Consider the following 18,486-nt stretch of genomic DNA (forward strand, 5'->3'; position numbering starts at 1 on the left):
ACCACTTGCGCTCCCGCCGCAGGGCGTGGATCTGGGCGACCAGGACCGGATCGAGTCGGTCAGGTGAGCGCTGGGGCCGGCTGGACCGGTCCTGAAGTCCTGCCTCGCCTTGAGCCTTGTAGCGGGCGACCCAGGTGGCCACCGTGGGCCGGCTCACCCGGAACTCAGCGGCCACGTGGGATTGCGGGATCCCGTCGTTCAGGTGACGGTGGACCATCCTGAGACGGCCGGTGGGGGTCAGGGGTGCGTTAGCGTGAGTCATGAGTGGGCCTTTTCGCGCGGATGGGTTGTGTAGGAACTTCCATCCTGCGGGAGAGGCCCACTCGTCTCATCTCAGCCCGGCACCGATGTCAAGAACCTCATGACCCACAACAGCTAGGGCTCGCGGTAGGGGCTTGGGCAGGGGTGGGGTGCGTCCACACCGCTGTGACCACGCAGGCGGGGGAGTTCTAGGATGGACGAATGGTCTCCGACCCGTCGCGCACCAGCACGCCTCGCATCGACACGGACGCGATCCGCGCCGTGGTGGGTGCCACCTTCGCCTCCCGCGGGCTCCAGTACGCGAGCACCAGTCGGGTGGGACGGGTGACGTTCGACCCCGAGGAGGGCCTGCTCACCGCCCAGGTGGCCGGCTCGGTCCCGCGGCCCTACCGGGTGCGCGTGTGGCTGCAGCCGTCCGTGGCCGCGGACCTCCAGCCTGAGGGCACCGACCCGCTGGACATGGAGTGGGAGCCGGTCTCCGGCGAATGCACCTGTCCCGTGGGCGCGGACTGCAAGCATGTGGCGGCGGTCTGCTACCGCGCCGTCCGGCTGCGCTCGGACGACGCGCTGGACCGGGCGAAGACGGATCTATCCTCCATGATCACCACCGCGGACGAGCTCGCCGCCCGCTCGGCCGGCTCGGCGGCAGCCGCCCGGCCCTCCCTGGGCGACGACGGCCCGGCCGGCTCGGGTGCCTCCCGCACCGCCGCCGCGGACTGGCGTCGGATCATGGAGCCGCTGGCCGGACTGCAGACCTCCTCGGTGCGCGCCCCGCAGGCGCCGCTGGCGATCGGCGTGGAGCTGGTGGCCGAGTCCTCCCACTCCATGTACCAGCAGTGGGGTCCGGCCGGCGCCGGCGAGGATCGGCTGCGTGCCGGGCGCGGGCTGTTCGTGCTGCTGCGCCCCCTGAGGCGGGGCGCGAAGGGCACCTGGATCAAGGGAGGGCTGACCTGGAAGCGGTTCCAGTACCCGCGGGCCGAGTTCGACCCCGCCCACGAGCGGGCGCTGCGGCTGATCTACCGGCAGCTGATGGCCGAGGAGACGTATCCCACGGACGCGTGGATCATGCTCCACCAGTTCGACTCCACCCGGATCTGGCAGCTCCTCGAGGGCGCCGAGAAGGCCGGTGTGGAGCTCGTGGCGCAGGGTTCGCTGTCCGATGTGGTGCTGGAGGATCCGGTCCATGTGGGCCTGGACGTCCGTGAGGCCGACGGCGGGGAGCTGGCGGTGTCCCCGCGGCTGCTCACCGCCGCGGACCACCAGGTCGAGGCCTCCGACGTCTACCCGGTGGGCGGCATCGGGTTCTACCGGGTCCGCGAGGCCGAGGAGGGCTTCGTGGCGCACCTGGTGCCCGCCGCACAGTCTCTGGCCGAGCCCGTGCAGCACCTGCTCGAGTCCGAGAAGGCGCTCACCGTCCCGCAGTCGGACCGCGCGGACTTCCTCGAACGCGTCTACCCGCGACTGAAGAACCAGATCGAGGTGGCCTCCACGGACGGCTCCGTGGACCTGCCCGAGTTCGAGCCGCCCACGCTGCGCCTGCAGGCCGACTTCCAGCCGGACCACCAGCTGGACCTGTACTGGTCCTGGCTCTACTTCGACCCGCCGCGCCAGGTGGAGGTGGACGCCAGGGACGCCTTGCGGGACACCGCCCACGAGCGGCAGGTGCTCGCCCGGGCCGCCGAGGTGTGGCCGCACGCCGGCAGCACCGGACGCCAGGCCCTGGAGGGCGTGGCCGCGGCCCGCTTCTCCGAGACCGTCCTGCCGCAGCTGGCGAAGGTGGAGCACGTCCGCGTGGACGTCACCGGCGAGCGCCCGGACTACCGCGAGCTCACGGCCGTGCCGCGGATCGAGGTCGGCACGAAGGCGACGCAGAACGACTGGTTCGACCTGGGGGTGCAGGTCTCCGTGGACGGCCACGTGCTGCCCTTCGCCGAGCTGTTCACCGCGCTCGTGCACGGCAAGACCGCCCTGATCCTCATGGACGGGTCCTACCTGTCCCTGGACCATCCGGCGTTCGAGAAGCTCAGGGCGCTGCTGTCCGAGGCCGCCACGCTGCAGGAGTGGACCCCGGAGAACCAGCAGGTCTCCAAGCACCAGGTCGCCTTCTGGGAGGACCTCAAGGACCTGGCGGACGAGGTGCAGGAGGACCCGGCCTGGACCGCGGCCATGGGCCGGCTCGCCGCCACCGAGCGGCTCCCGGACCCCGAGGTCCCGGCCGGGCTCCGGGCCGAGCTGCGCCCCTACCAGCGCGAGGGCTTCCGCTGGCTGGCGTTCCTGCACGAGCTCGGGCTCGGCGGCATCCTGGCGGACGACATGGGCCTGGGCAAGACCGTCCAGACCCTCGCCCTGCTCTGCCACGCCAAGGAGCGGCGGATCGTCGCCGGTGAGGCGGCGCAGGAGGCGCCGGCCCAGGCGGAGGCGGGCGCTGCGGATGCCGTGGTGGAGGCGGCCGACGCGGTGGCCGACCCGGCCCGAGCGGCCGGTGAGGAGCCGTTCCTGGTGGTGGCGCCGTCGTCGGTGGTCTCGGTGTGGGCCGCGGAGGCGGCCAAGTTCGCCCCCGGCCTGGACGTGCGCGTGGTGGACCAGACCACCCGCAAGCGCCGCACCCCGCTGGTGGACGAGGTGGCCGGCGCGGACGTGGTGGTCACCAGCTACACGCTGCTGCGCATCGACGCGAAGGAGTACCACGCCCGGACGTGGGCCGGTCTGGTGCTGGACGAGGCTCAGTTCATCAAGAACCGGACCGCCAAGGTGCACCAGGTGGCCCGAGACGTGCAGGCCCCGTTCCGCCTGGCCATCACCGGCACGCCCATGGAGAACTCCCTGGCCGACCTCTGGGCGCTGCTGGAGGTGGCCGTGCCCGGGCTGTTCCCCAGCCACCGGCTGTTCCGCGAGGAGTACATCAACCCCATCGAGACCGGTGAGAACCCGGAGCGGATGGCCCGGCTGCGCCGCCGCCTGCGTCCGTTCATGCTGCGCCGCTCCAAGGAGCTGGTGGCCAAGGACCTGCCGCCGAAGCAGGAGCAGGTGCTCTCCGTGGAGCTGGAGGCGGCGCACCGCAAGCTCTACGACCGCGTGCTGCAGCGCGAGCGCCGCAAGGTCCTGGGCCTGCTGGACGACGTGGACGGCAACCGCTTCACCATCTTCAAGTCCCTGACGCTGCTGCGCATGCTGGCGCTGGCGCCGTCGATCGTGGACGACCAGTACGCCTCCGTGCCCAGCTCCAAGATGGAGCGGTTCCTGGACGACCTGACGGAGGTGCTGGGCGAGGGGCACCGCGTGATCGTGTTCAGCCAGTTCACGACGTTCCTGAGGACCGTGGGCGAGGAGCTGGACCACCTGGGCGTGGACTACGCCTACCTGGACGGCTCCACCCGCCACCGCGCCGAGGTGATCCAGGGCTTCCGCGAGGGCGACGCCCCCGTGTTCCTGATCTCCCTGAAGGCCGGCGGCTTCGGCCTGACGCTGACCGAGGCGGACTACGTGTTCCTCATGGACCCGTGGTGGAACCCGGCGGCCGAGGCGCAGGCCGTGGACCGCGCGCACCGCATCGGGCAGGACCGGACCGTCATGGTCTACCGGATGGTGTCCCAGGGGACGATCGAGGAGAAGGTCCTGGACATGCAGCGCCGCAAGGCCGAGCTGTTCGGGGCGCTCATGGACGAGGCCGACGACTCCGGCGCCGGCGCCTTCACCGACTCCCTGACCGCCGACGACATCCGCGAGCTCCTCGGTGCCGACGACTGAGTGACGGGTACCCGGTGCTGCCGGGCTCACTCCGGTGCCGGGCGGCTGCCCCGGAGGACGGCCTGGGCGCTGGGTGCCGCCGGCCGCCGAGTCAGGCCTCCGGGGCCCCCTCGGCCGGCGTCTCGAACACCACCAGGCACACGGGGGCGCCGTTCGGCGTGGTCGCTCGGTAGGTGACCCTCGAGCCGTCACCGGGGCTGGCGAAGCCGCCCTCGCAGGTCGGGGACTCGAGCTCGGTGTGCTGACTGTCCGTGAGGGTGACCGGGGTGTTCAGGGCGCAGATCACCAGCGTGGAGTAGGTGTAGCCCTCCCGCGTCGCCACGTCGACCTGTGCGACCCCCTTGCCCCAGGCCTCTCAAGCGACCTCGCCCAGGAGGTGCCCGAACCCATCCGGCCCCTGCTGCTCGCGCAGGTAGTCCTCGTAGGCGGTCCCGCCCGCCTGGTAGAGCTCGGCGGGCCACTCCTCCTCGGACGGCGACGACGGCGCCGTCGCCTTCGCCGAGATCGTCGCCTCTGCGGCGCTCTCACCCGACCCCGTCGGGGAGGTGCCGACCAGGGCGGAGGGGGAGGCCGTCGTCGGGGTGGAGGTGGTGGAGCCCCCGGTCTCGGTGCACCCGGTGAGGGCGGCCGTGAGCAGCAGGGGGAGTGCGATGCCGGCCAGGCGGGTGCGGGACATGGGGCCTCCTCGTGGGTGCCGCGCCCAGGTGGCCTGGGCTGAATGTAAACCAGTGCCGGGCGGTGGAGAAGAGCCGTGCCCGAATCGAGATGCGGCTAGCGTGGGTGCATGCGTGAGAGGTAGAGCGAGCGCCGTCGGCGGGGACCCTCGGCGGGCGTCCTGCCCCAGGACTCTCCGACGAACACGCCCAGGGGATGCTCGGTCCCGTCCCAGCTCTCGCGCAGCGACATCGGCGTGGAGGCCTCGAACCGGAGGCAACGGGGTGGTTCTCGCTAGCCTGTCCAGAAGGAGGGGCCCGTCAGTGAACGCGGATTTCGCGCTGGTCAGAGCCGAGATGCCCTTTGCGGCCACTCGGGACGACTGTCTTCTACGTGCTCGCCCGATCACGCGTGGTTCAGCCGGTCAAGCTAGGACGGTTCTGTGTCTGAGATTGCATGTGCATCCGGACAGGTGTATTGTGATTCACAGCTCGCATCCCCCAAGCCCATTCACTCACCGAAGATTGGATTTGGTTGAGAGTATGAAGACGTTCAAAAGAGTGACATTAGCTGGCTTGGTCTGTGCAGGCCTCGTTTTCGGCGGCGCACCCGCAGGTGCCCTCGAGGCTAACGGTATTCCTGCGTCCAGTGTCGTGGTGACAGAGCCTCATCGGGCTCACGGGAAAAGCCCTGCAGTCACCTCAGAGGATGTTCGCCTGGCCCAGCAGTACACCTCTGTCGTTGATGGTGAGACGGTATTCGACTTCGAGGGCGCTGTGGACGAGGGAGTGAATGTGAAGTTTGCTCAGGACTACCACTCTTTCATTGCGGATATCCAGAACACATACGCTGACGCGGAATCTCGCACTTATAATCTGGTATATAGCGGAGGTGCGGCGCGGATCGTGACGCATCAAGACTCAAGTGCGTCAAAAAGTGGCGGTGCTAGGACTACGGATGCGCTCTCATGTGTAGTGTCAGCGACCGGCTTCTCTCTCGCCACTGTCTCCCTTGCGGCCGCCGTTGTCGCTTCTGGTGGCCTCTTCGCCCTTGCGCTGGCCGGATACTCTGTCAGCTTCATTGCCACATTCCGTGACTGTTATGACTATGCCTGATACCAGGAAGCATGGATCCGACCAGGGGCGCGGCGGTGTGGGAGCGGCGCGCGACGGTCGACGAGGCTCCGCTGCGCTCATCGTGACTGTGATGCTCGTGTTCGTCCTGGTCGCGGCCGCTACGCTGGTGGATGGTCTGAGTGGAACCGTAGATGTGGTGCTGATCGTCGCGGCGATTCTAGGCCTGTTGTGGGGCACCTGGCTGCTCCTCGCCTCCAGGGGTCGGGAGCGTTCGTAGCGGCGACGCCCCCGGGGACGCCCAGACGGCGCCCCCGGGGCATCCTGTCAGTGCCTCCGGCGCTGCAGGGGAGGCAGAATGTCCTCGCGGCGCAGGGAGCCCCTCGTGGGTGCCGCGCCCAGGCGGCCTGGGCTGAATGTAGACCAGTGCCGGGCGGCGGAGAAGGGCCGTGGCGGAACGGAGATGCCGATACCGTGAGGCCATGCGTGAGATGCAGAGCGATCGCCGTCCGCTGGGCCCGTCGACGCGTGCCCAGGTGCCGCCGTTCATGGTGATGGACATCCTCGGGAGAGTGGCCGAGCTGCGCGCCGAGGGCCGCGACGTGGTGTCCCTTTGCGCCGGCGAGCCCGGGGCCGGCGCCCCGCCGACCGTCAACGAGGCGGCCGCTGCCGTGCATGCCTCCGGGAGAGCGCTGACGTACACTCCGGCCTCCGGGATCCGGCCGCTGCGCGAGGCGATCGCCGGACACTACGCCCGCTGGTACGGGCTGGACGTGGCCCCCGAGCAGGTCGCCGTCACCACGGGCTCTTCCGGGGCCTTCCTGCTCGGCTTCCTCTGCGCCTTCGAGGCCGGCGACCGGGTGGCCCTGGCCCGCCCCGGCTACCCGGCCTACCGGAACATCCTGACCTCGCTGGGCTGCGAGGTGGTCGAGCTCGACGCCGGCCCGGACGTGCGCCACCAGCCGACCGTGGAGCTGCTCGAGGCCGCCGAGGCCGAGGGCGGACCGCTGGCCGGACTCATCCTGGCCTCTCCGGCCAACCCGACCGGGACCATGGTGAGCGCCGAGGAGCTCGAGGCGCTCGCCGTGTGGTGCCAGGAGCATCAGGTGCGCCTGGTCTCGGATGAGATCTACCACGGCATCGTCTACCGGGGCGCCGCTGCGGCAGGGGTGGCCGAGGCCACCGAGACCACGGAGACGGTGGCCGCGTCCACCGACCCCGCGGACAGGGGCGCCTGCGCCTGGACCTTCAGCCGCACCGCCCTGGTGATCAGCTCCTTCTCCAAGTACTGGGGCATGCCCGGCTGGCGGCTGGGCTGGATGCTGGTTCCGGAGGACCTGCGCGCCGCCGTGGAGGGGCTGGCCGGGTCGGCGGCCCTCTGCCCGCCGGCGGCGGCGCAGGAGGCGGCGGTCGCCGCGTTCGGACAAGCAGCCTATGAGTTCTGCGAGGAGCAGGTGCGCGGGTTCGCCGCCACCCGCGAGGTCCTGCTGGAGCGGGTGCCGGAGCTGGGCTGGGCGGACGTGGCCCCGGCGGACGGCGCCTTCTACCTCTGGGCCCGCCTGCCGCAGTGGGCGCTTGAGAGGTACGGGAACGCCCTCGGCTACTGCACCGCTCTGCTCGAGGAGGCCGGCGTGGCCATCACCCCCGGCGACGACTTCGACGCCGTCCACGGACCGGAGTCTGTGCGTCTGTCCTTCGCGGCCGGAAAGGAGGCCGTGGCCGAGGCGCTGGAGCGGATCGTGGCCTGGCAGGAGCGGGTGCGGCCCGGGCCCGGGCCGGGGGGGCGGCCGTGAGCGGCGCGGACTCCACCCTGGACCGGCTCATCCGGATCCTCGAGGCATTCGACGCCGAGCATCCCAGCCTCACCACGGCCGAGCTCGCGCAGCGGGCGGGACTGCCGACGGCCACGGCCTACCGCTGGGTCGAGCGGCTGAGGGAGTCCGATCTGCTGGAGCGGGACGGCGGCCGCGTCCGGCCCGGCCTGCGCCTGTGGGAGCTGGCGTCCCGGTCCGCGCCGTCCGTCTCCCTGCGTCAGGCGGCCATGCCGTTCCTGGACGACGTCCACGCGGTGCTGCGCCAGCACGTGCAGCTGGCGGTGCTCGACGACGAGGGCGTGCTGGTGCTCGAGCGCCTGTCCGCCCGGGGGGCGGTGGCGAACCAGGCGACGGTGGCGGGCCGTCTGCCGACCTTCACCACCTCACTCGGCCAGGTGTTGCTGGCGTTCTCTGCGCGGCCCCGCGTGGCGGCGTACGTGCGTGCCCACGCCGCGGAACTCGGTGGGCCGGTGCCTCCGACCAAGGGCAGCGCGGCTCCGGCGGTGAACCCCACCGAGGACGAGCTGCGGAGCATCCTGGCCCATGTGCGCAGTCAGGGGCATGCCGCCGTGGTGGGGCGCATCGACGCGGAGGCGCGCGGCATCGCCGTCCCGGTGCGAGACGGCGCCGGGCGGACCGTCGCGGCTCTCGGCGTCGTGGTGCCCAGGCAGATGGCCGCGGATGCGGCCATCGCACCTCTGCTGATGACGGCGGCACGCGGCATCGGCCGCTCCCTGGGCTGAACGGCAGGCGAGGGGCGTGGCGGAGGCGCCCGGTCCGTCGTCGGGAGGGGCCTGAGAGCCCGACGACGGCTCCTCGCCTCCGCGGGGAAGGCCGGGGGAGTGCTGTGGCGGGGCCTGCGCCCCCGCATTCCCACCGGACAGCGTTCCCACCGGGCAGCATTCCCACCGCGCGTCATTCTCACTGAGTGGGAATGCACCTACCGTCGCACTGTGCTCTGGTTCACGCTGGTCCCAGCCTGCGGCCGCATCACCCGGCCCGCCCTGTCCCGTCCCCCAGGAGCCTCCATGACCTCACCGCAGACCACCACCGGCACCCGCGTCGGGATCGTGGGCGCCGGCCCGGCCGGCCTCATGCTCTCCCATCTGCTCGCCCGTGCGGGCGTGGACAACATCGTCCTGGACCGCCGCTCCCATGAGGAGATCGCCCACACCCACCGTGCCGGCATCCTGGAGCAGCCCAGCGTGGACATGCTCACCCAGACCGGCGTGGACGGTCGCATCGGGGAGCTGGGGGACGAGCACGAGGGCATCGACCTGCGTTTCGGCGGCGAGTCCCACCTGCTGCACTTCCCGGAGCTGGTGGGCGCCACCGTCACCCTCTACGCCCAGAACGAGGTGTTCGTGGACCTGGCCGCCGTCCGTGCCCGGGACGGCGGGGACGTGCGCTTCGAGACCGAGGTGACCGAGGTCCTGGACGTGGACTCGGACCGCCCGGGCGTCCGCTTCCGCTCGCTCGCGGACGGCGCCGACCCGGACGAGGTCCACGAGCTGCGCTGCGACCTGCTGATCGGCGCGGACGGCTCCCGCTCCGTGGTCCGCCGTGCCCTGGCCGACGGCGGCTCCCAGGACCTGTCCCACGAGTACCCGTTCGCCTGGTTCGGCATCCTCGCGGAGGCACCGAAGTCCTCCCCGGAGCTGATCTACGCCCGCCACGAGCGCGGCTTCGCCCTGATCTCCCAGCGCTCGGAGACCGTGCAGCGCATGTACTTCCAGTGCGATCCGGGCGAGAAGCCGGAGGACTGGTCCGACGACCGCATCTGGTCCGAGCTGCAGGCTCGCGTGTCCGGCCCGGACGGCTTCGAGCTGAAGACCGGGCCCATCTTCGACCGCACCGTGCTGCCGTTCCGCTCCTTCGTCCGTCAGCCCATGAGCCGCGGCAGCGTCTTCCTGGCCGGCGACGCCGCCCACACCGTCCCGCCGACCGGCGCGAAGGGCCTGAACCTCGCCTTCGCCGACGTCCGCGTGCTCGCCGACGCGATCCTCGCCTGGGCGGACACCGGCACCCGCGAGAAGCTCGACGGCTACCAGGACACCGCGCTGCGCCGGGTGTGGAAGGCCCAGAACTTCTCCTTCTGGATGACCTCCATGCTCCACACCCGGGCGGATGCCACCGCGTTCGAGAACCGCCGCATCCTCGGCGAGCTCGAGTCCGTCACCGGCTCCCGGTTCGGCATGCAGCACCTGGCCGAGCAGTACACCGGCTGGCCGAACTCCTGACCGCCGTCCGCCGGTTTCCCGGCGTCCGACGACGGCCCCGCCCGCCGGCCCGCCGGGCGCCGGCCCTCCGCGGCCCGGCCGCCCCAGAACCCGACGACCCCACCGACCCTCCGAGAGGAGCCACCCATGAGCAGCACCGCCCCCGCCCCGGACGAGGAGGCGTTCGAGGACGCGCACGTCCTCGACCCCGCGGCCACGCAGGACTCGCAGGAGCAGATCAGCTCCGAGATCTCCGCGATCCACGCCGAGGCCTCCGGCGAGACCCAGCCGCGGCTGGACTTCCCCCCGTACCGCTCCTCGCTGCTGCGCCACCCCACCAAGTCGATGGTCCATGCGGACCCGGAGACCATCGAGCTGTGGTCCCCGGCGTTCGGCGACCGTGACGTGCATCCGCTCGAGTCGGACCTGACCATCCAGCGCGGCGGTGAGCCGATCGGCGAGCGCATCAAGGTCCGTGGCCGCGTCCTGGACGGGGACGGCCGCCCCGTCCGCGGACAGCTCGTGGAGATCTGGCAGGCCAACGCGGCCGGCCGCTACGTGCACAAGCGGGACCAGCACCCGGCCCCGCTGGACCCGAACTTCACCGGCATCGGCCGCACCCTCACGGACGAGCAGGGCCGCTACGAGTTCACCACCATCAAGCCGGCCCCCTATCCGTGGAAGAACCACCACAACGCGTGGCGTCCGGCGCACATCCACTTCTCCCTGTTCGGCACGGACTTCACGCAGCGGATGATCACCCAGATGTACTTCCCGGGGGACCCGCTGTTCAGCCTGGACCCGATCTACCAGGGCATCACGGACCAGAAGGCCCGAGACCGCCTGGTGGCGACCTACGACCACTCGGTCACCAGTCACGAGTGGAACACCGGCTACTACTGGGACATCGTCCTGTCCGGAAGCCAGCGGACGTGGATGGAAGACGAGGAGGGCGAGCACTGATGCGCATCGACGAGAACACCGAACGCGGCGAGGACGGCCGCCTGGTCCCCACCCCGGGCCAGACCATCGGCCCGTTCTTCGGGTACGCCACCCCCTATGAGAACGTGCACCTGCCGTGGTGGGACGGGCAGAACCTGGTCCCGCCGGCACACCCGGACGCCGTCCGCCTGTACGGCACCGTGTACGACGGCGAGGGCACCCCCATCCCGGACGCCATGCTGGAGATCTGGCAGCCGGACGCGCAGGGGAGGATCTCCCGGAAGGACTGCTCCCTGGTGCGGGACGGCTTCACGTTCACCGGCTGGGGGCGGTCCGTCACGGACAACGTGGGCCGCTTCACCTTCTCCACCGTGGAGCCCGGCGCCACCGACGCAGGACGCGCCCGGTTCATCCATCTGGTGGTGTTCGCCCGCGGGCTGCTGAACAAGCTGCACACCCGCGTGTACATTCCTGAGGACACGGAGGCGCTGGCCGCGGACCCGTTCCTGTCCGGCCTGGACCCGGAGCGCCGGAACACGCTGATCGCGCATCGGGACGAGGACGGCTCGCTGCGCTTCGACGTGTGGATCCAGGGTGCGGGGGAGAACGCGGACAAGGAGACCGTGTTCCTGCAGTTCCCCGGCATCGAGTACCCCGTCCACGACTGACGCCCGGAAGGCCCCGACCGCCGATGACCGACCACCCGTCCTCCTCCTCCTCCTCCTCCTCCGTGCCGCCGCGCCCGGCCGCGGACCACGGCCTGCTCGACCCCGCCCTGCCCGCCTCGGCGGTGACGGCGCAGACCTCGGATGCGGCCATCGTCGCCGGCCTGCTGGAGGTGGAGGCGGCCTGGACGCAGACGCTCGCGGAGGCGGGGGTGGTCTCGGCGGACGAGGCCCGGGCCGTGCGGGCGGCGGCGGATCGGCTGGCCGGGTCCGTGGACCTGGACGAGCTGGCCCGCGCCGCCACGGCCGGCGGCAATGCCCTGATCCCGCTGCTGAAGCGGCTGCGGGCGGAGCTGCCGGCCGGGTTCACGGCGGTGCATGTGGGCGCGACCAGCCAGGACATCGTGGACACCATGCTCATGCGCATGGCCGTCCAGGCGACCGGGACGGTGGTGGCGGACCTGAGGGCCGCGGCCACGGCGCTGGCTACGCTGGCCGTGGAGCACCGCTCCACCCCGATGGTCGCCCGCTCCCTGGCCCAGCACTCCCTGCCGATCACCTTCGGGCTGCGCGCGGCGAACTGGCTGGACGGCCTCGCCCAGGCCGCTGACCGCCTGGCCGCCGCCGCGGCCGCCCTGCCGATCCAGTGGGGCGGCGCCGCCGGCACGCTGGCCGCCCTGGACGGCGCGCTCGCCTCCGCCCGCGCGGACGGCCGGCTTCCCGACGACGGCTCCGGCCCCGACGCCTTCGCCCTCACCTCCGCCCTGGCCTCCCGGCTGGGCCTGCAGGATCCGCCCGGCCCGTGGGACACCACCCGCCTGCCGGTCACGCAGGTGGCTGCGGCCCTGGCCGACGCGGTGGCGGCCTGCGGGCGGATCGCCAACGACGTGCTGCTCTCCTCCCGCGTGGAGATCGGTGAGCTGGCCGAACCCACTGCCCCCGGGCGTGGCGGCTCCTCCGCCATGCCGCACAAGCAGAACCCGGTGCTCTCCGTGCTGGTGCACTCCCTTGCGCTGTCCGCGCCCGGGACGCTCGCGCAGGTGTACACCGCCGCCGGGGCGGCGAACGAGGACCGCCCGGACGGCGCCTGGCACGCCGAATGGCCGGCCCTGCGCCGCCTGCTGCGGGACGCCGGTGCCGCCGCGGCCCTGACCCGTGAGGTGGCCGAGGGCCTGCGGGTGCGCCCGGAGAGGATGCGCGCCAACCTGGACCGCACCGGTCCGGTGCTGGTGTCCGAGCGCCTGATGTCCGCGCTGGCCCCGCGGATCGACGAGGAACGCGGTGAGCCCGGGGCGGGCCGTGCGGCGATCCAGGCCGCCGTGGACGCCCATCTGGCCGGCACCGGAGACTTCCGCGCCGCCCTGCGACAGGCCGCCCCCGCCGCCGTGTCCGATGCCGAGCTGGACCGGCTCTGCGACCCCGGCGGCTACGTGGGTCTGGCCGAGCAGGTGGTGGACCGGATCCTCGCCGCCCACGGCCTGGACGGCGCCGCCGAGAAGACCGACGACTGAGACACGACAGGAAAGAGGCGACACACCCATGAGCCTGCCGACCGTGACCACCACGCTGCTGAAGGAGGCCGAGGCCCCCGCCCGGGTGCTGTGCGTCGGCGCCGGACTCGGCACCGGCGTCCAGGCCCTCTGGGCCGAGTGCGCCGCCCTGATGCCGGCGGACACCCTCGTGATCGGCTGGGACCTGCCCGGCCACGGCGCTTCCCGGCCCCACGACGAGGCGACGACCGTGGCGGACCTGGCGGACGCCGTCGTGAAGGGTCTGGACGAGCTGGCCGACGCCGGCCAGATCCCGTCCGACGTCGCCGTCCACTATGCCGGCGTGTCCCTCAGCGGCGCGGTGGCGCTGCAGCTGGCGCTGGAGCATGCGGACCGGCTGGCCTCGTCCGCCGTGATCTGCTCGGCCGCGAAGATCGGCGAGCCCCAGGCCTGGCGCGAGCGCGCCGAGCTGGTGGAGAAGGCCGGGACGCCCACCATGGTGGTCGGCTCTGCGCAGCGGTGGTTCGCCGAGGGGTTCATCGAGCGGCATCCGGAGCGCACCACCGGGCTGCTGCACACGCTGCAGGACGCCGACCGGCACTCCTACGCGCGGCTGTGCGAGGCGCTGGCGGTGTTCGACGTCAGGGACCGGCTGGGCGAGCTGACGCTGCCGGTGCTGACGATCCACGGCGAGCAGGACGCGGTGACGCCTCCGGCGGCGGGGGAGGAGATCGCCGTCGGCGCCCCTGCGGGTGTGGTGCGCACCCGTGCGCTGGCCGAGGTGGCGCACCAGGCTCCGCTGGAGGCACCGGAGCAGGTGGCCTCCGCCCTGGTCGAGGCGATGGACGCGGCCGAGCAGGCCATGCCGAAGGAGGAGAAGTGAAGGGCGAGCAGCCGATCGGACATGACATGGACCGGACCTCCCAGGAGGTCTACGACGCCGGCATGGCCGTGCGCCGTCAGGTCCTCGGGGACGCGCACGTGGATCGCGCCGAGGCGAAGAAGGACGCCACCACCGAGGATTTCCAGAACCTCATCACCCGCTACGCCTGGGGCACCGTGTGGACCCGTCCGGGGCTGGACCGGAGGACGCGCTCGGCTGTGACGATCACCGCGATGGTCGCCGGCGGCTACTGGGACGAGTGCGCCATGCACCTGCGCGCCGCCCTGCGCAACGGCCTGACGCGGGAGGAGATCCAGGAGATCCTCCTGCAGTGCTCGATCTACTGCTCGGTGCCGGCGGCGAACATCGCGTTCACGCTGGCGCAGAAGGTCTTCGCGGAGGTGGACGCGGACCTGGAGGCCGGCAAGCCGCTGTGAGGCGGGTCGGGCGCGGGGGTGGGGTGTGCCGGCCTCCCGCGGCGAGCCAGAGGCTTCGGCTGCTTGAACGCGCCGTGAACCGTGCGATTCTTCTGGCTCGGCTCGCCGTCCGGGCGCGGGGTGCGCGTGGCGTGGTGATCGCGAGAGCATGGAGCTGCACCGGGATCGACCCCGTGCCTGCACCACCTGCAGCCCCGCCCCCGAAGGAGCACCCATGGCATCGCGCGAGCGCATCGGACTGATCGGAGCCGGCCCGTCCGGCATGGCCCTGCTGCGGGCGTTCTCACTGGCTGAGAAGGCCGGCGCACAGGTCCCCGAGGTGGTCGCGTTCGAGCGCCAGGACGACTGGGGCGGCCAGTGGAACCTGGACTGGCGCACCGGCGCGGACAAGTACGGCGAGCCGGTGCACTCCTCCATGTACCGGGACCTGTGGATCAACGGGCCGAAGGAGTGCATGGAGTACCCGGACTACCCCTTCGACCGGCACTTCGGCCGTGCTGTGCCGTCCTACCTGCCGCGCGAGGTCATGTCCGAGTACATCCGCGCCCGGATGCAGGACGTGGACGTCCGCGGGCAGATCCGCTTCTCCACCGCCGTCCGCTGGGTCCAGAAGCACGACGACGGCCGCTTCCGTCTGACTGCACAGCACCTTGTCAGCGGGGAGAGCGTGGTCGAGGAGTTCGACCGGATCGTGGTGGCCTCGGGCCACTTCCACACGCCGCAGGTGCCGTCGTGGCCGGGCATCGAGTCCTTCCGCGGGCAGGTGCAGCACGCCGGTGACTACCGGTCGGCCGAGGGCTATGTGGGCAAGCGGGTGCTCGTGATCGGGTCCAGCTACTCGGGCCAGGACCTGGCGCTGCAGCTGCACCGTGCCGGCGCGAAGCACGTGACCACCGCCTACCGGAAGCAGCCGCAGGACATCGCCTGGCCGCAGGGGATGGACGAGCAGCCGGAGGTGCAGCGCTTCGACGGGAACACGGTGACCTTCGCCGGCGGCGCGCAGGCCGAGTACGACATGGTGCTGCTGTGCACGGGCTACCTGCACCACTACCCGTTCCTGCCGCAGGAGCTGGCGCTGGGCGGGCCGAACCTGCTGTGCCCGATCGGGCTGTGGAAGGGCGTCGTCTGGCATGACGACCCGGACGTGCTCTACGTCGGCGCCTCGCAGCAGCTGTTCACCCTGACCCTGCTGGAGGCGCAGGCCTACTTCGCCCGGGACGTGCTGCTGGGGCGCGTGGAGGTGCCCGAGGCCGAGGAGCGGAAGGCGGACATGGACGCCTGGTTCGAGCGGATGACGCAGATCGACGGCCCGCCGGCCGCGCTGGCCTACCAGGGCGCCTACATCCAGGACCTGTCCGCCCACACCGACTGCCCGGAGGTGGACGTGGAGGCCGTGGCCGAGACGTTCCTGCAGATGCGGGATGCCCGCATCGAGGACGTGCGGACCTTCCGCGACCGTCAGCACCGCTCGACGGTGACCGGCACGATGGCCGTGCCGCACCACACCCCGTGGGTGCAGGAGTTCGACGACTCCGCGGAGAACTTCCTGCGCTGACCTGGGACTCCGACCCCGTCCACTTTCGTTCGTGAAAACGTCGGGTCCCAGAGCGCTTTCGTTCAGAAAATCGTCGCGTTCCAGTGCGTTTTCGTTCGTGAAAACGGCGCGTCCGCGTGCACTGTCGTTCGGGAGAACGTCGATTCCGCGGCCGCCGGGCCGGGTGCGACGGGCGCATTCCCAGAGTCTGAGCCTGGCCCGCGGGCAGGGTCGTGGACATTGAATCTGCCTCTGCGGATGATTTTGCTATGGTCTTGGGGACCCCACCTCTCGGCCCTTTTCTGGCGCGCCCGGAGGCAGCGTCGAGCGTCTCTGAGTCTTCATGGGGGACTCCGCTCCGCATCGGGGTCCGATGGAACCGCGCGGCCCCGGCCGTGCAGAGAGGTGTGCATGAACAACACGCAGCGGATCGCAGTCATCGGCGCGGGCCCGTCCGGGATCGCCGCCCTCCGTGCCTTCGAATCGGCCGAGCAGGCCGGTGCGGAGGTCCCGGACATCGTCGCCTTCGAGAAGCAGTCGGACTGGGGCGGCCAGTGGAACTTCACCTGGCGTACCGGCATGGACACGACCGGAGAGCCGGTGCACTCCTCCATGTACCGCAACCTGTGGTCCAACGGGCCCAAGGAGGTCCTCGAGTTCGCCGAGTACACCTTCGACGAGCACTTCGGCCGTCCGATCTCCTCCTACCCTCCCCGGGAGGTCCTGTGGGACTACATCGACGGGCGCATGCGCGGGTCCGAGGCCAAGTCCAAGGTGCGCTTCAACACGGTGGTCCGCTGGGTCCAGCACCGCCCGGAGGCCGACGACTTCGTGGTCTCGTCGGAGGACCTGCTGACGGGTCAGACCCGTTCCGAGCGGTTCTCCCACGTGGTGGTGGCCACCGGCCACTTCTCCTTCCCCAACGTGCCCGCCTTCGAGGGCATCGAGACCTTCCCCGGCCAGGTCATGCACGCCCACGACTTCCGGGGTGCGGAGGCGCTCGCCGGCAAGCGGGTGCTGCTCGTCGGGTCCTCCTACTCCGCCGAGGACATCGGTTCGCAGATCTACAAGATGGGGGCAGAGCAGGTCACCATCTCCTATCGCTCCGCGAAGCTGGGCTACGACTGGCCCGAAGGCATCGAGGAGGTGCCGCTGTTGAACCGGGTGGACGGCAGCACCGTGCACTTCGCCGACGGGCAGCGCCGCGACGTGGACATGATCATCCTCTGCACCGGCTACCGCCACCACTACCCGTTCATGCCGGGCGAGCTCTCGCTCTCCGGCCCGAACACCGTGTACCCGGAGGGCCTCTACCGGGGTGTGGTGTGGCACGAGAACCCGAAGGTCCACTATCTGGGGGCGCAGGACCAGTGGCTGACGTACAACATGTTCGATGCCCAGGCCTGGTACTCCCGCGACCTCATCCTCGGCCGCGCCGAGCTGCCGTCCGCTGACGAGCGCGCGGCACACATGGCGGACTGGACGGCCCGCTTCGAGGCGATCCCGGGTGAGATCGAGGAGGCCCGCTTCCAGTGCGACTACGTGGAGGACCTCATCGAGCAGACGGACTACCCGATGTTCGACCTGGACGCGGTCTTCGAGATCCTCGCGAGCTGGAAGAAGGCGAAGAAGGCCGGGATCATGACCTACCGCGACCACTCCTACCGCTCCGTCATGACCGGCACCATGGCCGCGCAGCATCACACGCCGTGGCTGGAGGAGCTGGACGACTCCCTGTTCCGCTACCTCATGGACCCGGAGGTCGTGGCCGCTGAGCGCGCCGACGCCGGCCAGGGTTCCGGTCTCATGCGCTGACGCCGGCCCCGCCCCGCCGGCCGCCTCAGCGGGCCAGGGCCGCCTCGGCCTCCCGCGCCGCCTCCTGCAACACGGGGACGGCGCGGGAGACGGCCCCCTCCAACTCGTCTGCGGAGAACTCCGCCCCCAGTTGCCCCGGCGCCGTGGACAGTGCCGTGTTCAGGGCGACCGTCACGCGGCCGCCGCCGTCCCGCACCGGAACGGCCACGGAGGCCAGGTTCCGGTCCAGCTCGCCGGCCACCACCGCGTACCCCTGCTCCCGCACCCGGCCGACCTCGGCCAGCAGCTCCTGCACGCCGGTCCGCGTCAGCTCGGTGGTGGGGGTCCGCGGGGAGCCCTCGAGCACCCGTCGTACGGCGGCGTCCTCGAGGCCGGCCAGCAGCACCCGCCCCATGGAGGTGTTGAAGGCCGGCAGTCTCGTGCCCACGTCCAGGTTCACGCGGAGGATCCGCTCGGTGTGCACCCGTGCGATGTACATCAGGTGGGCTCCGTCCAGGATCCCGGCCGAGCAGGACTGCTGCAGCCGCTGTGAGGCCCGCGTCAGCACGGGGCGCAGCACCTCGGACCTGCTCCGGCCGGTCCAGTAGCCGCGTCCCAGCTCCAGCACCTTCGGCGTCAGCTCGAACGTGCGTCCCACCTGCACGGCGTAGCCCAGGTGCACCAGCGTCAGCAGCATCCGCCGCGCCGAGGCCCGTGAGATCCCCGTCGCCTCGGCGGCGTCCGTGAGCGTCAGGGCCGGACGTTCCGGCGTGAATGCGCGCAGCACTCCCAGACCCGTCGCCAGGGCCTGGACGAACTCGTTCCGGTGCGGGTGCCCCGAGGCCTCGCGGGCCGGGTCGGTCGTCGTCTCCATGGCGTCACCGTAGCCGATCTGTGCGCACTGCAAACTCATGTTTGCGATTCACGGGGCGAGGCATACGGTGTGATCTGCGCGACATCCGCCCGGGGCGTC

The 18,486-nt window shown here is 71.4% G+C and carries 16 protein-coding genes; 12 read left to right on the plus strand and 4 right to left on the minus strand.

What is annotated here, in order from left to right; all coding sequences use genetic code 11:
- Positions 1-262 (minus strand): helix-turn-helix domain-containing protein (locus tag FM125_RS08215; RefSeq protein ID WP_143745273.1); only part of this gene is annotated, 262 nt, incomplete at its 3' end.
- A 200-nt stretch (positions 263-462) separates the two neighbouring features.
- Here FM125_RS08215 and FM125_RS08220 point away from each other — a divergent pair.
- Complete coding sequence (locus tag FM125_RS08220) at positions 463-4,008, plus strand: DEAD/DEAH box helicase (RefSeq protein ID WP_087134267.1); 3,546 nt, start codon at positions 463-465, stop codon at positions 4,006-4,008.
- Between the two features lie 91 nt (positions 4,009-4,099).
- On the opposite strand, the gene FM125_RS08225 is transcribed toward FM125_RS08220, so the two are convergent.
- Complete coding sequence (locus FM125_RS08225) at positions 4,100-4,330, minus strand: hypothetical protein (RefSeq protein ID WP_067190649.1); 231 nt, start codon at positions 4,328-4,330, stop codon at positions 4,100-4,102.
- Between the two features lie 33 nt (positions 4,331-4,363).
- Positions 4,364-4,684 (minus strand): hypothetical protein, encoded by a 321-nt coding sequence (locus FM125_RS08230; RefSeq protein WP_067190647.1) that lies wholly within the window; start codon positions 4,682-4,684, stop codon positions 4,364-4,366.
- 520 nt (positions 4,685-5,204) lie between these two features.
- On the opposite strand from FM125_RS08230, the gene FM125_RS11795 reads away from it, so the two are divergent.
- The 11 genes from FM125_RS11795 to FM125_RS08280 all read left to right on the plus strand — a co-directional run bounded on the left by FM125_RS11795 (position 5,205) and on the right by FM125_RS08280 (position 17,534).
- Positions 5,205-5,777, plus strand: coding sequence for a hypothetical protein (locus FM125_RS11795; protein WP_135103333.1), 573 nt, complete (start codon positions 5,205-5,207; stop codon positions 5,775-5,777).
- Between the two features lie 449 nt (positions 5,778-6,226).
- Entirely contained in the window at positions 6,227-7,528 is a 1,302-nt protein-coding gene (locus FM125_RS08235; RefSeq protein WP_425435814.1) for a pyridoxal phosphate-dependent aminotransferase, read from the plus strand.
- Positions 7,525-8,292, plus strand: a complete 768-nt coding sequence (locus FM125_RS08240) for an IclR family transcriptional regulator (RefSeq protein ID WP_087134269.1) — start codon at positions 7,525-7,527, stop codon at positions 8,290-8,292. Before FM125_RS08235 ends, FM125_RS08240 begins: the two co-directional genes overlap by 4 nt.
- Positions 8,293-8,577: 285 nt before the next feature.
- Positions 8,578-9,789, plus strand: a complete 1,212-nt coding sequence (locus tag FM125_RS08245; RefSeq protein ID WP_087134270.1) for a 4-hydroxybenzoate 3-monooxygenase — start codon at positions 8,578-8,580, stop codon at positions 9,787-9,789.
- A gap of 126 nt (positions 9,790-9,915) precedes the next feature.
- On the plus strand, positions 9,916-10,731 hold the full coding sequence (gene pcaH / locus FM125_RS08250) for a protocatechuate 3,4-dioxygenase subunit beta (RefSeq protein ID WP_087134271.1): 816 nt from the start codon (positions 9,916-9,918) through the stop codon (positions 10,729-10,731).
- A complete protein-coding gene (gene pcaG, locus FM125_RS08255; protein ID WP_087134272.1) occupies positions 10,731-11,378 on the plus strand; it encodes a protocatechuate 3,4-dioxygenase subunit alpha in 648 nt (215 codons plus the stop codon). Before pcaH ends, pcaG begins: the two co-directional genes overlap by 1 nt.
- 23 nt (positions 11,379-11,401) lie before the next feature.
- On the plus strand, positions 11,402-12,886 hold the full coding sequence (locus FM125_RS08260; protein WP_087134273.1) for a lyase family protein: 1,485 nt from the start codon (positions 11,402-11,404) through the stop codon (positions 12,884-12,886).
- Between the two features lie 28 nt (positions 12,887-12,914).
- Complete coding sequence (locus FM125_RS08265) at positions 12,915-13,748, plus strand: alpha/beta fold hydrolase (protein ID WP_087134274.1); 834 nt, start codon at positions 12,915-12,917, stop codon at positions 13,746-13,748.
- Between the two features lie 26 nt (positions 13,749-13,774).
- On the plus strand, positions 13,775-14,185 hold the full coding sequence (gene pcaC, locus FM125_RS08270; protein WP_087134285.1) for a 4-carboxymuconolactone decarboxylase: 411 nt from the start codon (positions 13,775-13,777) through the stop codon (positions 14,183-14,185).
- Positions 14,186-14,399: 214 nt separating this feature from the next.
- On the plus strand, positions 14,400-15,740 hold the full coding sequence (locus FM125_RS08275) for an NAD(P)-binding domain-containing protein (RefSeq protein ID WP_087134275.1): 1,341 nt from the start codon (positions 14,400-14,402) through the stop codon (positions 15,738-15,740).
- Between the two features lie 390 nt (positions 15,741-16,130).
- Positions 16,131-17,534: an NAD(P)-binding domain-containing protein gene (locus FM125_RS08280; RefSeq protein WP_087134276.1), complete on the plus strand. Its 1,404-nt coding sequence runs from the start codon at positions 16,131-16,133 to the stop codon at positions 17,532-17,534.
- A gap of 25 nt (positions 17,535-17,559) precedes the next feature.
- Here FM125_RS08280 and FM125_RS08285 read toward each other — a convergent pair whose 3' ends face one another.
- Positions 17,560-18,426: an IclR family transcriptional regulator domain-containing protein gene (locus FM125_RS08285; protein WP_087134277.1), complete on the minus strand. Its 867-nt coding sequence runs from the start codon at positions 18,424-18,426 to the stop codon at positions 17,560-17,562.
- Between the last annotated feature and the right edge of the window lie 60 nt (positions 18,427-18,486).

This window comes from Micrococcus lylae (assembly GCF_900163825.1).
Classification (GTDB): domain Bacteria; phylum Actinomycetota; class Actinomycetes; order Actinomycetales; family Micrococcaceae; genus Micrococcus; species Micrococcus lylae.